We start from the raw sequence: 14,499 nt of genomic DNA on the forward strand, positions 1-14,499 counted from the left end.
ATCAGCAGCGGCGTATGGCGGAACAGGATGGCAAACCCCGGCAGGGAGGGCGTGGATGCCGCTTCGATGCCGCGGGCGGCATTATCGTCGATATCGCCGCCGCGGATCGCCAGCAGGGCGACCAGGGTAAGCAGCGTGGTACAGGCCATCAGAATGAAAATGCCGCCGATGCCCCAGTACCAGGCGATAGCCCCGGCCATTAGCGCGGTGAAGAAATTTCACGCGTGGTTGAAGGCTTCGTTTTTCCCCATCTGGGCGCTAAAGCCGCGCTGTCTGGCAAGACCGAGGGTAATCCCGGCGATCAGCGGTCCGACAAAGGCCGCGCAGATGCCGCTGGCGACTTGCGAGAGGGCGACCACGCTGGTCTTCTGACTAAACCAGAGCAGCAGGGTGGTGAGGGTGATCACCAGGCAGACCCCGGCCAGCAGCAAGCGCTTATGCCGCGAGCTGTCGGTGATGAAGCCGGCGGGCAGGGTCGCCAGCAGGCCGGCGATACCGCCGACGGACATCAGCAGGCCAATGTCCTCCGCCTGCCAGTGACGCTGGGTGAGAAAGATCCCCAGAAACGGGCCGAGGCCGTCGCGCACGTCGGCAATAAAAAAGCTGGTCAGACATAAAGCCCGCAGAGAACGAAGCGACATTTTCTACCTTTAGCATGCGCGATCTGCGCGTCGGAATGGTCACCGGATACCTTCATCCTTTATCGCACAGTTCGATGAAACAAAAATGTCCCGCGCTCGTCGGGTACCGTGGCTATGCAACATACCCGCTTGCGGCGGCTTTCGCCAGAGGCGTACGAAAGTTCTGTAGCGGCGCTATTAGCGTTCGTCTGCCTTGACGATCTGCAGGGCGGCGGGGCTCGCCACGGTGCCGCTGGCAGTAATAAACCCCGGATGGACAGCCTCGCCGCTGGCGCTGTCCACCAATGCTATATGCGGCGCACTGTGCAGCACGTGCTGGTGGCCCCATTCCATCAGGGCGAACAGCACCAGCGCCAGGCTACGGCTTTTATCAGTCAGAACATATTCATACCGTTCGCGGGAGCCGGCTTCCCGGTAGGGCACTTTGCTGAGCAATCCCGTTTCGGTCATGGTTTTTAACCGGGTGGTGAGCGTCTGGCGGGTAATATGGGTGTGCGACAGCATCGTTTCAAAGCGCGTCACGCCGTAAAACGCCTCGCGGAGGATCAGCAGCACCCAGCGGTCGCCGAGTATTTTGGCTCCTTCCGCCAGGCCGCACAGCGCCGGGTCGAGGTAGGGCAGTGATTTATTTTTTGACATCGCGAGATTGACCTTCTACTCTGAGTTTGAATTTTAGACTTAGATGCTAAGGAGCATAGCGTGCCATTTGTTAACGTGCAAACCATTAAAGGGATCATGACCGCGGAACAGAAAAGTGAACTGCTGCGACGGATGACCGATCTGCTGGTGGAGATTGAGGGGCAGGGCGATCCGCAGTTCCGCCAGTCCGTCTGGATCCGCATTGACGAACATGACCCGGAGCAGTGGAGTCTGGGGGGCGTCCAGCCGACGGCCGCGATGATCGCGGCGAAATTTGCCGCCGCGCGACGCGACGGATCCCCGGAATAAAACGGGCGGCGAAGCCAGGCCCGGCGGTCTGGCGCAGAAGAGGGGCCAGATCGCCGGGTAATATTGCGATTCGCTATGATGCAAAAGCGTATTTTGCGGCTAAGGTAACGGTCAGGGAACCCAACAAACAGGGCGCGATGCCAGACGGCCAGCCTGGCGCCACTCTCAAACCGGTGAAAACAACGGATGTCTACAGAACACATGCTGCCGCTGGCGGTGCAGAACAAAAATATCCTTCGCCTGGCTGCCGCTCAGGCGCTGGCCGGCGCCAACTCGGTGGTCTTCTACGCTACCGGCGCGATAGTGGGTAACGCGATTGCCCCCAGCCCGTCGCTGGCCACGCTGCCGATCACCCTGTTTGTGCTGGGGATGGCGGCCTCCATTCTGCCTTTCGGCGCGCTGGCGCGAACGCGGGGCCGCAAAGCGGCGTTCAGGCTCGGCACCGGCGCCGGGATGGTGACCGGACTGGCGGCCGCCCTGGCGGTAGTGCTGAATTCTTTTCTGCTGTTTTGTCTCGCCGCGATGCTTGGCGGCGCCTATGCTGCCGTGGCGCTCAGTTTTCGTTTTGCCGCCACCGACGGCGTCGCCCCGGCGCGTCGCGCCCGTGCGCTGTCGCTGGTGATGGGCGGCGGTGTGGCCGCCGGGATCATTGGCCCGATGCTGGTCACCGGCACCATGCACCTCTGGCCGGCACATACCTTCGCCGTCACCTTCCTCGCTCAGGCGCTGGTTGCAGTGCTGGCCGCCTTTTTGTTGAGAGGGGTGACGCCGGCGGAGCCCACCGCGGCCAGCGTGCGCGGAGGGCGGCCGCTGCGCGAGATTGTCCGCCAGCCGGGTTTTGCCACTACGGTATTCAGCGGCGCGGTGGCCTATATGGTGATGAATTTTCTGATGACCGCCGCGCCGCTCTCCATGCATATGCACGGTCTTTCCCAGCAGGCCGCCAACCTTGGGATCCAGTGGCATGTGATGGCGATGTACGGCCCGGGATTTTTCACCGGCCGGCTGATCCAGCGCTTCGGCGCAGTGCGAATGGCGGCGGCGGGATTGCTGATCACCGCCGCGTCGGTGGCGGTCGGCCTGAGCGGTCTCGGCGTGTATCATTACTGGCTGTCGCTGATTTTGCTCGGCATCGGCTGGAACTTTGGCTTCACCGGCGCCTCGGCGAAAATCATCGATTTCCACCGCCCGGAAGAGAAGACCCAGGTTCAGTCGCTCAACGATTTTCTGGTCTTCGGCGTGATGATCGTGGGGTCGTTTTCGTCCGGGGTTCTGCTCAACGCCTTCGGCTGGAACGCCGTGCTGTGGGGCTCCCTGGTCCCGGTTGCGGTGGCGTTGTTGACCCTGCTGCTGCGCCCCTTATCCCCATCCCGCGCTTAGCGCCTGGCCTGCCGCTGCGCAGGCCGTCTTTTGCTTTTTTCAGCTATGCATTGCTGAAATTCATCTGACTCCTTGCGCGTAAAAACGTCACAGACGCTACATGCTGTAGTAATCTCTACAACATGACAATGCATCTCTTGATCCTTAACCTGACAACGTCTCAAGCCACGCTGCGCATGCGTGTCTGGCGAACCCTGAAGCAGAGCGGGGCGGTGGTCCTGCGCGATGGGGTCTATCTGCTGCCCGACGTGCGCCAGGGCTATGACACTTTCCTCAGCACCTGCCAGGCGATCCGCGCGGAAGGGGGACCGGGTATGTTTTCACGATTGAGGCGGCGGAAGAAGAGGCGCTCAGGCCGCTATTCGATCGTCGTGAACAGTACGACGCGCTGTTGCAGGATCTGCAGGCGCTGCAGGGGACGTTATCCAACGACGAACTGGCGGCTCAGCTCAAACAACTGCGTAAAATTCAGCGTGACTACCGGCGGATCGAGGCCATTGATTTCTTTCCGGGGGCCGCCCGGGAGCAAGCCGCTGAGCGACTGGCCACTATCGAGCAGGTCATTAATCAGCGGCTATCGCCGAACGAGCCGCAGTCGGTGGCGGGCGAACTGAGCCTGCTGGACAGAGGCGCCTTTCGCGGCCGGCTGTGGGCCACCCGCCGACGCCCGTGGGTCGATCGTCTGGCCAGCGCCTGGCTTATCCGGCGCTTTATTGACGACGAGGCGCGGTTCCTGTGGCTGGCCGCGCCCGAGACCTGTCCGGCGACGGCGGTCGGTTTTGATTTTGACGGCGCGCCATTCAGCCATGTCGGCACGCTGGTGACCTTCGAAGTACTGGTCCGGCGTTTTGTGCTGGACGCGGTGATCCCCGACAGTCTGGGACGGTTGATCCACTTCCTGGACGTCGGTGGGGTACCGACCCCGGAGGCGGCGGGGGTAGAAAGCATTCTTGCAGGGCTGCGGGAAACCATTACGGACGATGACCAACTGCTGGCGGCAGCTTGCTCGCTGTTCGACGGCTTACTGAGGTCCTGTGAAATGAGGTCTGGCAATCATGAGCAAAACGGTCGTTCTTCCGCAGAGTGACAGTCCTTCCGTCGTCGCTTCCGTCTCCTTCTGGCAGGCAATTCGCTTTTGGCTCAAGCTTGGCTTCATCAGCTTCGGCGGGCCTGCCGGGCAGATCGCCATGATGCACCAGGAGCTGGTGGATAACCGACGCTGGATATCGGAAGGGCGATTCCTGCATGCGCTCAATTTTTGTATGGTCCTGCCCGGCCCGGAGGCCCAGCAGCTGGCGACCTATATCGGCTGGCTGATGCATAAAACCTGGGGAGGCGTCATCGCCGGGGTGCTGTTTATTTTGCCCTCGCTGGTGTTACTCATCGCCCTGGCGTGGATCTATCTCGTCTGGGGGGATGTCGCCGTGGTGGCGGGGATCTTTTATGGCATCAAACCCGCCGTAGCGGCGATAGTATTGCAGGCGGCGCACCGCATCGGCTCGCGGGCGCTGAAAAATGGCGCCTACTGGGCCATCGCCGCCGCTGCCTTTGTCGCTATTTTTGCGCTGAACGTTCCTTTTCCGCTGATCGTCCTCGCCGCGGCACTGGTGGGTTTTATCGGCGGACGGCTGGCGCCGACGATATTCGGCAAAGCCGACGCCCACCGTGCGCAGAGTCACCCTGGCGGAGCCGCCATCATTGATGACACGACGCCGATCCCGGCCCATGCCATTTTCAGCTGGCGGCGCACCTCTCAGGTGCTGATCGCCGGGATGCTGCTGTGGCTGGTGCCGATGGCCGCCCTGACGCTAATGCTGGGCTGGGCGCATCCGCTGACCCAGATGAGCTGGTTCTTTACCAAAGCCGCGCTGATGACCTTTGGCGGGGCATATGCCGTCCTACCTTATGTTTACCAGGGGGCGGTGACCCACTATGGCTGGCTGACGGCAGGGCAGATGATGGATGGCCTCGCCCTTGGGGAGTCGACCCCCGGACCGTTGATCATGGTGGTGACCTTTGTCGGGTTTGTCGGCGGCTACACCAAAGCGGTGTTGGGCGTCGATGATGTGCTGCTGGGGGGCATTGCGGCGGCGTGCCTGGTGACATGGTTTACTTTTTTACCCTCGTTTATCTTTATTCTCGCCGGCGGGCCGTTTATTGAAACGACCCATAATAAGGTGGGATTTACCGCGCCGTTGACCGCCATCACCGCCGCGGTGGTGGGCGTTATCCTGAATCTGGCGCTGTTTTTTATCTGGCATAGCGTCTGGGGACCATCCGGTTTCGACCCGTGGTCCGCAGCCATAGCCCTGGGCGCCGCCGGGCTGCTGTTTCGTTATAAGTGGAAGCTGACCTGGGTACTGGCCGCCGCCGCCGCAGTAGGGCTTATCGTCCATATGGCGGGACTGTCCGGCGCAGGATGAGGTTGGGCGGCAACGGGCCAGCGACCCGTTAGCGCCCAACCGGACCGGGGACCATCAGGTCGTGGGGCTTTCGCGGGTGGCTCGCGCCAGCGGGTTGCTGTCCAGTTCCAGCTGGTCGCGCAGCGCCCAGCCGCGCAGCTTGCCGGGGTTAAGCAATCCCGCCGGGTCGAGAGACTGTTTCACCGCCACGACGTCGGGGCGAATCACGCCCTGTTTGCCGTCCTCAACCTGCAGCACGTGGGGGTTGTTAATCTTGACGTCGTTGTCGCGAAATATCTGCATGATGGCGTTGAGCCGCGCGGGCGTGGTATAGCGCACCAGCTGCAGACCGCTGGCGGTGAGGTTGCCTTCGATATCGCGCAGGAATTCAATATGGGAAATCACCTCCCCGGCGAAGTGCTGCTCCATCTGTAAAATTTGCTGCGGATAGCGCAGCGGATCAAACGCCGTCTGCAGATAAGTCAGCGTATTGTCCACCTTGAGCGCATGCAGGGTGGTATGGTTCCAGCAGTATTCCATTAACGAGGCGTTTTGCGTCCGGGCCTCGTCGCTGGCCTGACGGATGGCGTTGCTCCCGCGATGGCGCTGTAACAGGCTGGCGCAGAGTCCTTCGCTCTCCTCGGCGATCAGGCTGATAACCGCATGCTGCCCGGTGCGATAACGATCGTTGAGGTGGCTAAAATAATCGGCAATCGGCGTGGCCAGCAGCGCGACCTGACGTTTTACCAGCCCCGGCGAGCGGACGCAGGCGTTGGCATAGTTCAGCGCATCAGCGAAATCGTCAAACACGTCCAGGCGCTCTATCCACTGGTGCACGGGCGCCAGCGCCAGCTCAACCTCCAGAATGATGCCGTTGGTGCCGTAGGCGTGATGCAGCAGCAGCGCTTCGGGAGCCGGGACGGTCAGCACGCGGGGGACCGGCTCGACGGTCATCACTTTGACGCTGAGCACATTGCCGGGCGCCGCCAGCGGCCCATAGTTGATGGAGCCGATGCCGCCGAACCCGCCGCCGTAGAGGCCGCCCAGGCTCGCCAGGCGGTAGGTCGATGGCATGCAGCGCAGCTCCCATCCCGTTGGGCGGGCGGCGGTTTCGATGTCTGCCAGACGAATGCCGGCCTGGGCGCGTACCGTGCCGTTGCCGAGGGCGACGATCTGGTTGAGTCCGGTCATATCGACCAGCAGCCCGCCTTCGAGGGGGACCAGTTGGCCATAGTTGCCGGTGGCGCTGCCGCGCAGCGTCAGCGGCAGCTGGTGCTGCGCGCAGGCGGCGACCAGCTGGCGCAGCTCCTCTTCGTCGCGTGGGCGAACCACCGCGTCCGCCTGTTTCCCCGCCAGTTGCTCGGTGAGTAGCGGACTGAACCAGTGAAAATCGCGGGAGAGCCGTTTGATCTTCGCCGGCTGTAAGGTCCACTCCAGCGCCGGGAGTGCCTGCTGGATCGCCGCGACCGCGTGTTGACGCTGTTCATCAGTCATCATTCTTTTTCCTGTTCGTCAGCAGAACATTAATGAGATTGCACGGCTTCGCTTTCATGCCAGGCGCTGAGCGCCCGGCGCGAGACCCAGGACATCACGCCAAACAGCGCGATACCGGCGAGAGAGATCAGCAGCAGCGCGGCAAACATCAGCGGGATATCCAGCTGGTAGCCGGCCTGTAGGATCTGATAGGCCAGCCCGGTATTACTCCCGCCGGTCCCGGCGACAAACTCCGCCACCACCGCGCCAATCAGCGACAGCCCACTGGAAATACGCAGCGCGCCGAAGAAATAGGGCAGCGCCGAGGGGATACGCAGCCGCACCAGCGTTTGCCAGCGGCTGGCGTGATTGAGGCGAAAATAGCTCAGCAGGCCGGGGGAGACGCTGCGCAGTCCCTGAGTGGTATTGGAGATGATGGGAAACACCGCCATCAGGGTGGCGCACACCACCAGCGAGAGCGTGGCATCTTTCACCCAGATGATGATCAGCGGGGCGATGGCGACGATCGGCGTCACCTGCAAAAACACGATGTAGGGAAACAGGGCGGTTTCCACAAAGCGGTTCTGCACCAGGATAAACGCCACCGCGGCGCCGATGACAATCGACAGCAGAAACGAGATCAGGGTGATCTTGAGGGTGAACAGCAGCGCCAGCAGCAGCGGCGTGAGATGCGTCCACAGGCTTTCCAGCATCACCAGCGGCGACGGCACCAGAAAGGCCGGGATACGGAAATAGCTCACCGCGCCCTGCCACAGGAGCACCATCGCCACCGCGACGAGGGTCGGATAGAGAATTTTGAGAAAACGCGGATGCTGGATCCACGGCGTTGCGGTTGTATTTTTCATATTATGACTCCATACCGGACTGGCTGGCCTGCAACAGACTGTCCTGCAGCTGACGGGCATACAGGGAAAAGGCCGGGCTGACGCGGAACGCCTCGCTGCGCGGGAACGGCTCGCGGATGGGGATATCTTCGACCACCCGTCCGGGACGGGCCGCCATCATGATCACCCGCTGGGAGAGAAACACCGCTTCGTGGATCGAGTGGGTGACGAACACTACCGTCAGGTTTTGCTCCTGCCAGAGACGCAGCAGGTCGCTGTCGAGTTTGTTACGCGTAATTTCATCCAGCGCGCCGAAGGGCTCATCCATCAGCAGCAGCTTTGGTCGGGTGACCAGGCCGCGGGCGATGGAGACGCGCATTTGCATGCCGCCGGAGAGTTCGCGCGGCAGGACGTCGGCGAACTTGCCGAGGCCCACCAGCTCAAGGACTTCACTCACCCGGGTATTTCCCTCCGCCCGCGGCACGCCGGCCAGATCCAGCGGCAGCCTGACGTTATTGCGCACGCTGCTCCACGGCATCAGGGTGGCTTCCTGGAAGACGAACGACAGCGGATGCTGGGCCTTTTCCCGACTGTCGCGCCGCCACAGCATCAGCTTGCCGTCGCTGGGCTCCACCAGGCCGGCGACCATCTTCAGCAGGGTGCTTTTACCGCAGCCGGACGGGCCGAGCAGGGTAATAAACTCCCCCTGATTGATGGTCAGGTTGACGGGCAGCAGCGCCCGGGTGCCGTTGCTGTAGATTTTCTCCGCCGACAGCACCTCGATGGCCGGGGTGGCAGCGGCGGGTATAAAGCGGGTATCGCTCATCACGGTCAGTTTCGGGGCGGTATTCATGGCATCACTCCGGCGTCTTTGACCATCTCCAGGGTGTAAGTCTGCTCAAACGGCACCTTGCTGGCGTCGATCAGTTTGTTTTTCACCAGCATGTCCCAGGTTTTCTTCAGCCGCGGCTCGGTGATGATGCCGATGCCGCCGGTCTTAGCATCGCCGCCGGTCACCAGCTGGTACTGCTTCATTTGGGCAATGCCAAAGGCGATCTGCTCGGCGCCCATTTGCGGATTTGCTTTACCGATCAGGCTGTTGCCGGGGGCGGGATCCTGCAGGTAGCTTTTCCAGCCTTCCATGGAGGCTTTGACGAAGGCCGCCACCGCCGCCGGACGTTTGCGGATGGTGTCGGCCATACAGATAATCGAGTTGCCGTAGGGCGGGTAGCCCCAGTCGCTGAGCGGATAGACATAGAACGTCTGCCCGCCTTTGGCGACGGAGAACGGCTCGGAGGTCACGTAGCCCTGCTGCACCAGGTTTTTATCGGCGAGGAACGGCTGAACGTTAAAGGTATAGGGGCGCACTTTGCTGCCAGCCAGACCCAGCTCGCTTTTCGCCCACGGCCAGAAGGAGGTATAGGCCTCGGTGGCGAGCAGGAAGGTTTTGTCTTTAAGTTCCGCCGGGTTCTCCACCTTGTCATGGGTGATAAACACCGTCGGCGAGTGCTGGAACACGGTGGCGACGGTCACCGCGTGCACCCCGGCCTGCCAGGTCTCCAGCGCCTGGCCGTTGTCGCCAAGGGTGCAGTCCGCCTGACCGGCCGCCATCAGCTGCATGACGTTGATCTGCGGGCCGCCCATTTTAATCTCGACATCGAGACCGGCGTGTTGATACAGCCCGGTGGCCTGGGCCTGGTAAAACCCGCCGTGCTCGGCCTGGGCATACCAGTTGGTGAGAAAGGTAAACTTCTCCGCCGCGAAGCAGGAGGCTGAGGTGGCGAGGGCGGCCACGGTCAGCAGGGTAAAAACGGGCGTCGGTCTGGTATTCATCAGGGCTCCCTGGATTCAGCAGCGAAAGAGGGGGGGAGGGACTGCACAAAGCCGTGCCAGTGCTGTTTGCCCCAGGTCGGTTCGTGACGTTCGACCCAGGCCATGCGGTGGATCTCGATGATCGCCTGCGCCCAGCTGGCGGCGAGGGAGTCGAGAAGCCCTTCGCCTTGCTCCCGCGTCGCCGGGGTCGGGTCGCCAATCACCCCGCTGGGGCCAAAGTCATACGACGCCCACGCCGCCGCCGGACGGCCTTTCGACAGGGTTGGGCAGGGGAATTCCGGGGGGAAATTAGCGACGGCCCGTTCCATATGGACGCACTCCGGCGCCAGCGCCAGCATCAGCGCCGTTTCGCTATGCCCGGCGTGCATCGCCATCCGCTGTTCATGCGGGCTGAGAAACTGTTTTTCGCAGTTGGGCACGTTGAACACGTCGTGGGGGATGGCGATGAAATCCCCGTGGCGCAGGCGCATTTCCCGGCAGGCGATCTGCAGGATCTGCGGCTGGCCGCCGTGGCCGTTGATCATCAACAGCTTGCGAAAACCGGCCCGATAGAGAGATTCGGCGATCTCCAGCAGGGTATGCAGCAGCGTATCGCCGCTAAGGGTCAGGGTGCCGGGAAAATGCAGATGCTCCTCGGACTTACCGTAGACGATCGGCGGAATGGCGTAGGCCGGGATCGTCGCCGGCAGCCTGGCGAGGGCATGGCCCGCCACGCCGGAAGATATCACGCTGTCCACCGAGCAGGGCAAATGCGGGCCGTGCTGTTCGATCGCCCCGGTGGGGAGGACGATAACCGTATTGCTTTTATCCGGCAGGGCGGCCACGTCCGTCCAGCTCAGAAAAGGAAGAAAGCGCGCGGCAGGAATGTAACCGTTAATCATCGCGGTGCCTCGGAGTTAAATGACGGGGGTAACCAGACGGTCGCTTCGACTTCAATCAGTACCGTGGCGTCGGGCAGCATTTCGCTGACCTGCACCACGGTGGAAACGGGCGGCTGGTCGGGGTAAAACAGCTTCCTGACCCGGCTGTAATAGGGAAAATGGTCAAGGTTGCGAAAGTACTGCACCAGTTTGATAACGTCGCTCATCTGCCCTCCCGCGGACGCCACGGTGCGGCGGATGCTCTCCAGTACGTACCAGCTCTGGGCGAGGATCGGGCCCTGTTTCGCATCGGTTGAAAATTCGCCGGTCGCCCCCAGCAGCTCCCGCACCGGCTCAGGCACATCCTGAAAGCCGTTGACGATGGTGCCGGTCAGGGGATTGACCGGAATAATGCCGGAGAGAAAGATAAAATCGCCGGCTCTGCGCCAGGCGGCATACCGCGCCAGCGGCGCCCCGGCGCCTGCTTCAAGACTCATGTGCCATCTCCTCCTGCCACACGCGTCGGTGGGTTAACCTGCCGTGGTTAACCACCAGACGGGCGGCGCTGTTTAAAGGCCAGGTAAAACGGTCGCTACCCGGGAAAATCACTACGCTGGCCGCCGCCCCGACGGCAAAGGGCGCCGCGTCTGCCGGCGAACCGGTTAGCGCCGCGCGATCGCAGATCAGCCGCGACTGCTGGTCGAACAGGTCGCTGAGCTGAGCGCCGAACAGACCGCAGGCCAGGGTGTCCAGCGGGTCGTAGCTCCCCGCCGGGCAGAAGGCATCCTGCACGTTGTCGCAGCCGAGCAGGGTGGCCACGCCGGCGGCCTGCGCCTCGTGCAGCAGAGTGATCCCCCGCTGGCGCGGCGTGCGGCCGAACGTCGCATCCTGCAGCAGCAGGTTGGTCATCGGCAGAGCGATAAGGGTGACGCCGTGCGCCGCCAGCTGGCGCAGGATCGGCGCCGCCTGTTCGTCGCTGCCGGCGGCCAGCGCGCAGCCGTGGCTGCAGCAGATATGTCCGGGAAAAGGGTGGCGGGAGAGATGATCCGCCAGCCAGGTCAGCCCCTGAGACACTTCGCTGAGCTCCTCATCGATATGCAAATCCAGATCCAGATCCCAGCGGGCCGCGCTGCACAGCAGATTTTCCATGGCGGCGGCGTCCCAGTTGGAGGAGTGGATGAAGCCGCCCAGCAGGCAGCGCTCTCCGCTGTTGGCGACCGTCCGGGCGATGGCCTCCGCTTGCGCCGGCTCGCGAAACAGGGGCAGCGGGACCAGCGCCACCCGCTCCAGGGTGAGGCCGACGGTATCGAGGCGGGCGATCTCCTGCCAGGCGTCCGGCGCGTCGGCGGTAAACCAGTCGACATGGCTGCGCAAATGGGTCACGCCATTCGCTGCCGCCCGGGCCAGCGCGGTGGACGCTCGGCGTTGAATATCCGCCCTGGACCAGTGTCGGCGATCCTCATGCATGGCGTGGATCGCCGGCAGCAGCCCGGCCTGCGCTGGACGGCAGCGTTCAATAGTGAATGTCTTGTCCAGATGGGCATGGGGTTCCACCAGGCCGGGGAGCGTCAGGGCTCCCGCCAGGTCCCACAGGCCGGGAGTCGGCTGGTCGGTTGGGGTCAGTGCGGCGATCCGGCCGTCGCGAAAGGCCAGGTCCGCCAGCAGCGGTTCACCGTTGGCCTGCGTCGGCCAGCCGTCGGGCAGCGCCCAGGCCGGGAGTCGGGCGCGGCTGATACCGGTGAGCGGCGCGCAAGAGGAGGGGAGCGTCATCGTCAGTCTCCTCACAGATCCAAAACCAGACCCGGCGATTTCGCCCGCGAACAGCAGAGCGTGATCTGGTCGTTGCCAGCTTTCTCTTCCGCCGTCAGCACGCTGTCCCGGTGCTCGGGGATCCCGTCGAGGACCCCGGTAATACAGGAGCCGCACATTCCCTGTTCGCAGGAGAGCATTACCTCCACCCCGGCGTGCTGTAATACCTGAGCAATGGTTTGATCCGCGGCCACCTGCAGGCGCTGCCCGCTGGAGGCCAGCTCAATATAAAACGCATTTTTCGCCGCAGTATTATTTTCCGCCGCGGGAGTAAAACGCTCGAATACGAACTGCGACGGCGACCAGCGATATTCCTCCATGACCGACCGCAGTCGCTGAATAAAACCCTCCGGGCCGCAGGCTATTACTACGGTATCAGGGTGGGGCACAGTTAAGCATTCGGGGACCCGCTGGCGAAACGACGCGCCTTCCTCGCTGCAGTGAATGGCCACCGTGCCGTTCGCAGTCAGCTGGTTCAGGCGCGGGGAGAAGGCGGTCTGGCGCGAACTGGCGACATAATAATGCAGCTCCAGCGCCCCCTTTCTGGCGGCAATCGCTTCAGCCATCGCCAGCAAAGGCGTGATGCCGATACCGCCGGCAAACAGCAGGTAGCGCCCGGCCTGCGGCAGGGGAAAATGGTTGCGCGGCGGCGAAATGGCGAGCCGATCGCCGGCTTTGAGCTGCTGGTGCAAATAGCGTGAGCCGCCGGTGGAGGTGTCAGTCAGCCTGACGCAAATTTCATAAGTATTACTGCGGTCAGGCGTGCCGCACAGGGAATACTGCCGCGGGCCGACGCCGGGAATAATAATATCGATATGCGCCCCGGCGGAGTAGGCCGGTAATATTTCCCCGGCCGCCGTCTGCAAAATTATGGATAGGTTTCCCTGTCCGTTGGGGCGTATTTCCCCGACCGAGACCGAAATAAGATCGTGGCTGTGCATTACCGTTTTCTCTCCCTCACTCCGCTGTCTGCAGGGCGGCCAGGGGCGGCGAAGAGATAACTCCCCTTCGCGGTGAACTGTCCGGCATGCAAGAAAATGGGTGAAACGATCGTTTCTCCGCTATGAATGCTACGGTATTGTGATAAAACTGTTGCGTCCAGAGCTTTGATTCGCACAACCCGTTGCAAAAAAGAGAGCACCCAAACCATGTTTGCCTTCTCCCGATTTCTGCTCTATTTCACCGAAGTGGCCCGTCAGGGATCGTTTCGTAAAGCGTCAGAGGCGCTGCATGTGTCGGCGTCTTCCATCGACCGTCAGATTTTGCGCGTGGAACAGGAGCTGGGGATGCCGCTCTTCGAGCGCCATCCCACCGGGCTGAGGCTGACCGCCGCCGGGGAGCTGCTCCTGCACGCGGCCAATAACTGGAAAAAGGACTTTACCCGGGTCTGCGAGCAGCTGGACGATCTGCGCGGGTTGCGGCGGGGGCATGTGCGCATCGCCACCATCGATGCCATTAACCGGCATTTCTTTTCGACGATGCTCAAAGAGGTGCATAAACATTATCCCAACATCTCTTTTACATTGACCACCATCAACAATATCCACATCCAGCAGGCGCTGATCTCCGGCGAGGCGGATTTCGGCATCATGCTCAATCCCCAGACCTCTCGTGAACTGCAGGTCCGGGCGTTTGCCGAGATGAATATGGGGATTGTGGTGCCCACCGGCCATCCGCTGGCCAGCCGCAGCGCGGTGCGCTTTAGTCAGTGCCTCGACTACCCCTTTATCCTGCCGTCCGCCCCATTGATGATCAGCGAGCCGGTGGAGGCGCTGGTGAACATCAGCGGCAACGAGGTAAAGGAGGTGGCGGTATCGAATAACATTCACATGATCCGCACCCTGATCAAAGAGCAGATGGGCATCGGCATCCTGTGTCGGCTGGATATTCTCGATGAGATCGAGTCCGGCCAGCTGGCGTTTGTGCCGCTAACCGATCCGCAGCTTAAGCCTTTCACCCTGGCGCTGTGCGTCTCGCCCGCCCGCCAGCTTTCCCTTGCCGCCTCGATGATGCTGAACCAGCTGGAGATGCTCTTCAGCCAGCTGTGAAATGTCGGGCAGGCACTAAAATCATTCATTAGCGCACCATTATGGTGCGTTTCTTGTGAGCATGAATCAAAGGTTGCATGCCCAAGGGCGGCGGCGCAGGCGATTTCTCGCGGCCGCTCGCGGGCGTTTAAATCTGGCATTGTTTTTGTATAGCTGAGTGTGAGTAGAAGCGGTCAGTACGGGTTATCCATACGGGACATTGCTCAGTCACCATGTCGCGGTTCAATGTTGACCGGGATGGGAGGCTGAGCCACATTCGC

At 62.1% G+C, this 14,499-nt stretch carries 13 protein-coding genes and 2 pseudogenes; 5 read left to right on the top strand and 10 right to left on the bottom strand.

The features are described 5' to 3' along the window. A pseudogene (locus tag HMPREF1024_RS0125635) lies at nt 1–641 on the bottom strand (MFS transporter); the annotation flags it as partial. Nucleotides 642–818: 177 nt separating this feature from the next. Then, nucleotides 819–1,280, bottom strand: a complete 462-nt coding sequence (locus tag HMPREF1024_RS22075) for a helix-turn-helix domain-containing protein (protein WP_009307678.1) — start codon at nt 1,278–1,280, stop codon at nt 819–821. A 60-nt stretch (nt 1,281–1,340) separates the two neighbouring features. Here HMPREF1024_RS22075 and HMPREF1024_RS22070 point away from each other — a divergent pair, with 60 nt between their 5' ends. The 4 genes and pseudogenes from HMPREF1024_RS22070 to chrA all read left to right on the top strand — a co-directional run bounded on the left by HMPREF1024_RS22070 (nt 1,341) and on the right by chrA (nt 5,392). Beyond that, a complete protein-coding gene (locus HMPREF1024_RS22070; protein ID WP_004175772.1) occupies nt 1,341–1,589 on the top strand; it encodes a tautomerase family protein in 249 nt (82 codons plus the stop codon). A 186-nt stretch (nt 1,590–1,775) separates the two neighbouring features. Further along, nucleotides 1,776–2,969: an MFS transporter gene (locus HMPREF1024_RS22065; protein ID WP_223176344.1), complete on the top strand. Its 1,194-nt coding sequence runs from the start codon at nt 1,776–1,778 to the stop codon at nt 2,967–2,969. A 128-nt stretch (nt 2,970–3,097) separates the two neighbouring features. Further along, a pseudogene (locus HMPREF1024_RS0125640) lies at nt 3,098–4,056 on the top strand (chromate resistance protein ChrB domain-containing protein). Then, nucleotides 4,025–5,392, top strand: a complete 1,368-nt coding sequence (gene chrA / locus HMPREF1024_RS22060; RefSeq protein ID WP_004175777.1) for a chromate efflux transporter — start codon at nt 4,025–4,027, stop codon at nt 5,390–5,392. Before HMPREF1024_RS0125640 ends, chrA begins: the two are co-directional and overlap by 32 nt. A gap of 54 nt (nt 5,393–5,446) precedes the next feature. Here the strand turns inward: chrA and HMPREF1024_RS22055 are convergent, their stop codons facing one another. Genes HMPREF1024_RS22055 through HMPREF1024_RS22020 form a run of 8 tightly spaced genes read right to left on the bottom strand, consistent with a single transcriptional unit; the run spans nt 5,447 to nt 13,132 of the window. Then, nucleotides 5,447–6,868 (bottom strand): FAD-binding oxidoreductase, encoded by a 1,422-nt coding sequence (locus HMPREF1024_RS22055; RefSeq protein ID WP_032451315.1) that lies wholly within the window; start codon nt 6,866–6,868, stop codon nt 5,447–5,449. A 26-nt stretch (nt 6,869–6,894) separates the two neighbouring features. After that, on the bottom strand, nt 6,895–7,710 hold the full coding sequence (locus tag HMPREF1024_RS22050; RefSeq protein ID WP_009307682.1) for an ABC transporter permease: 816 nt from the start codon (nt 7,708–7,710) through the stop codon (nt 6,895–6,897). A 1-nt stretch (nt 7,711) separates the two neighbouring features. Continuing rightward, on the bottom strand, nt 7,712–8,542 hold the full coding sequence (locus tag HMPREF1024_RS22045) for an ABC transporter ATP-binding protein (RefSeq protein WP_004180245.1): 831 nt from the start codon (nt 8,540–8,542) through the stop codon (nt 7,712–7,714). Then, on the bottom strand, nt 8,539–9,522 hold the full coding sequence (locus HMPREF1024_RS22040; protein ID WP_009307683.1) for an ABC transporter substrate-binding protein: 984 nt from the start codon (nt 9,520–9,522) through the stop codon (nt 8,539–8,541). Before HMPREF1024_RS22040 ends, HMPREF1024_RS22045 begins: the two co-directional genes overlap by 4 nt. Further along, nucleotides 9,522–10,403, bottom strand: a complete 882-nt coding sequence (locus HMPREF1024_RS22035; RefSeq protein WP_004175796.1) for a creatininase family protein — start codon at nt 10,401–10,403, stop codon at nt 9,522–9,524. Before HMPREF1024_RS22035 ends, HMPREF1024_RS22040 begins: the two co-directional genes overlap by 1 nt. Continuing rightward, nucleotides 10,400–10,879: a RidA family protein gene (locus HMPREF1024_RS22030; protein ID WP_002908128.1), complete on the bottom strand. Its 480-nt coding sequence runs from the start codon at nt 10,877–10,879 to the stop codon at nt 10,400–10,402. Before HMPREF1024_RS22030 ends, HMPREF1024_RS22035 begins: the two co-directional genes overlap by 4 nt. After that, complete coding sequence (locus HMPREF1024_RS22025; protein ID WP_009307684.1) at nt 10,869–12,152, bottom strand: amidohydrolase family protein; 1,284 nt, start codon at nt 12,150–12,152, stop codon at nt 10,869–10,871. The genes HMPREF1024_RS22030 and HMPREF1024_RS22025 overlap by 11 nt, the downstream gene beginning before the upstream one ends. An 11-nt stretch (nt 12,153–12,163) precedes the next feature. Continuing rightward, entirely contained in the window at nt 12,164–13,132 is a 969-nt protein-coding gene (locus HMPREF1024_RS22020) for a PDR/VanB family oxidoreductase (protein ID WP_009307685.1), read from the bottom strand. Nucleotides 13,133–13,339: 207 nt separating this feature from the next. Here HMPREF1024_RS22020 and HMPREF1024_RS22015 point away from each other — a divergent pair, with 207 nt between their 5' ends. Continuing rightward, a complete protein-coding gene (locus HMPREF1024_RS22015) occupies nt 13,340–14,239 on the top strand; it encodes a LysR family transcriptional regulator (protein WP_009307686.1) in 900 nt (299 codons plus the stop codon). Nucleotides 14,240–14,499: the final 260 nt, after the last annotated feature.

It is taken from the genome of Klebsiella sp. 4_1_44FAA (assembly GCF_000238715.1).
GTDB lineage: Bacteria > Pseudomonadota > Gammaproteobacteria > Enterobacterales > Enterobacteriaceae > Klebsiella > Klebsiella pneumoniae.

Bases quoted from the DNA above. Each gene is read 5' to 3' on its own strand.
- HMPREF1024_RS22075 (WP_009307678.1), bottom strand. From the start codon at position 1,280: ATGTCAAAAAATAAATCACTGCCCTACCTCGACCCGGCGCTGTGCGGC.
- HMPREF1024_RS22065 (WP_223176344.1), top strand. From the start codon at position 1,776: ATGTCTACAGAACACATGCTGCCGCTGGCGGTGCAGAACAAAAATATC.
- chrA (WP_004175777.1), top strand. From the start codon at position 4,025: ATGAGCAAAACGGTCGTTCTTCCGCAGAGTGACAGTCCTTCCGTCGTC.
- HMPREF1024_RS22055 (WP_032451315.1), bottom strand. From the start codon at position 6,868: ATGATGACTGATGAACAGCGTCAACACGCGGTCGCGGCGATCCAGCAG.
- HMPREF1024_RS22050 (WP_009307682.1), bottom strand. From the start codon at position 7,710: ATGAAAAATACAACCGCAACGCCGTGGATCCAGCATCCGCGTTTTCTC.
- HMPREF1024_RS22045 (WP_004180245.1), bottom strand. From the start codon at position 8,542: ATGAATACCGCCCCGAAACTGACCGTGATGAGCGATACCCGCTTTATA.
- HMPREF1024_RS22040 (WP_009307683.1), bottom strand. From the start codon at position 9,522: ATGAATACCAGACCGACGCCCGTTTTTACCCTGCTGACCGTGGCCGCC.
- HMPREF1024_RS22035 (WP_004175796.1), bottom strand. From the start codon at position 10,403: ATGATTAACGGTTACATTCCTGCCGCGCGCTTTCTTCCTTTTCTGAGC.
- HMPREF1024_RS22030 (WP_002908128.1), bottom strand. From the start codon at position 10,879: ATGAGTCTTGAAGCAGGCGCCGGGGCGCCGCTGGCGCGGTATGCCGCC.
- HMPREF1024_RS22025 (WP_009307684.1), bottom strand. From the start codon at position 12,152: ATGACGCTCCCCTCCTCTTGCGCGCCGCTCACCGGTATCAGCCGCGCC.
- HMPREF1024_RS22020 (WP_009307685.1), bottom strand. From the start codon at position 13,132: ATGCACAGCCACGATCTTATTTCGGTCTCGGTCGGGGAAATACGCCCC.
- HMPREF1024_RS22015 (WP_009307686.1), top strand. From the start codon at position 13,340: ATGTTTGCCTTCTCCCGATTTCTGCTCTATTTCACCGAAGTGGCCCGT.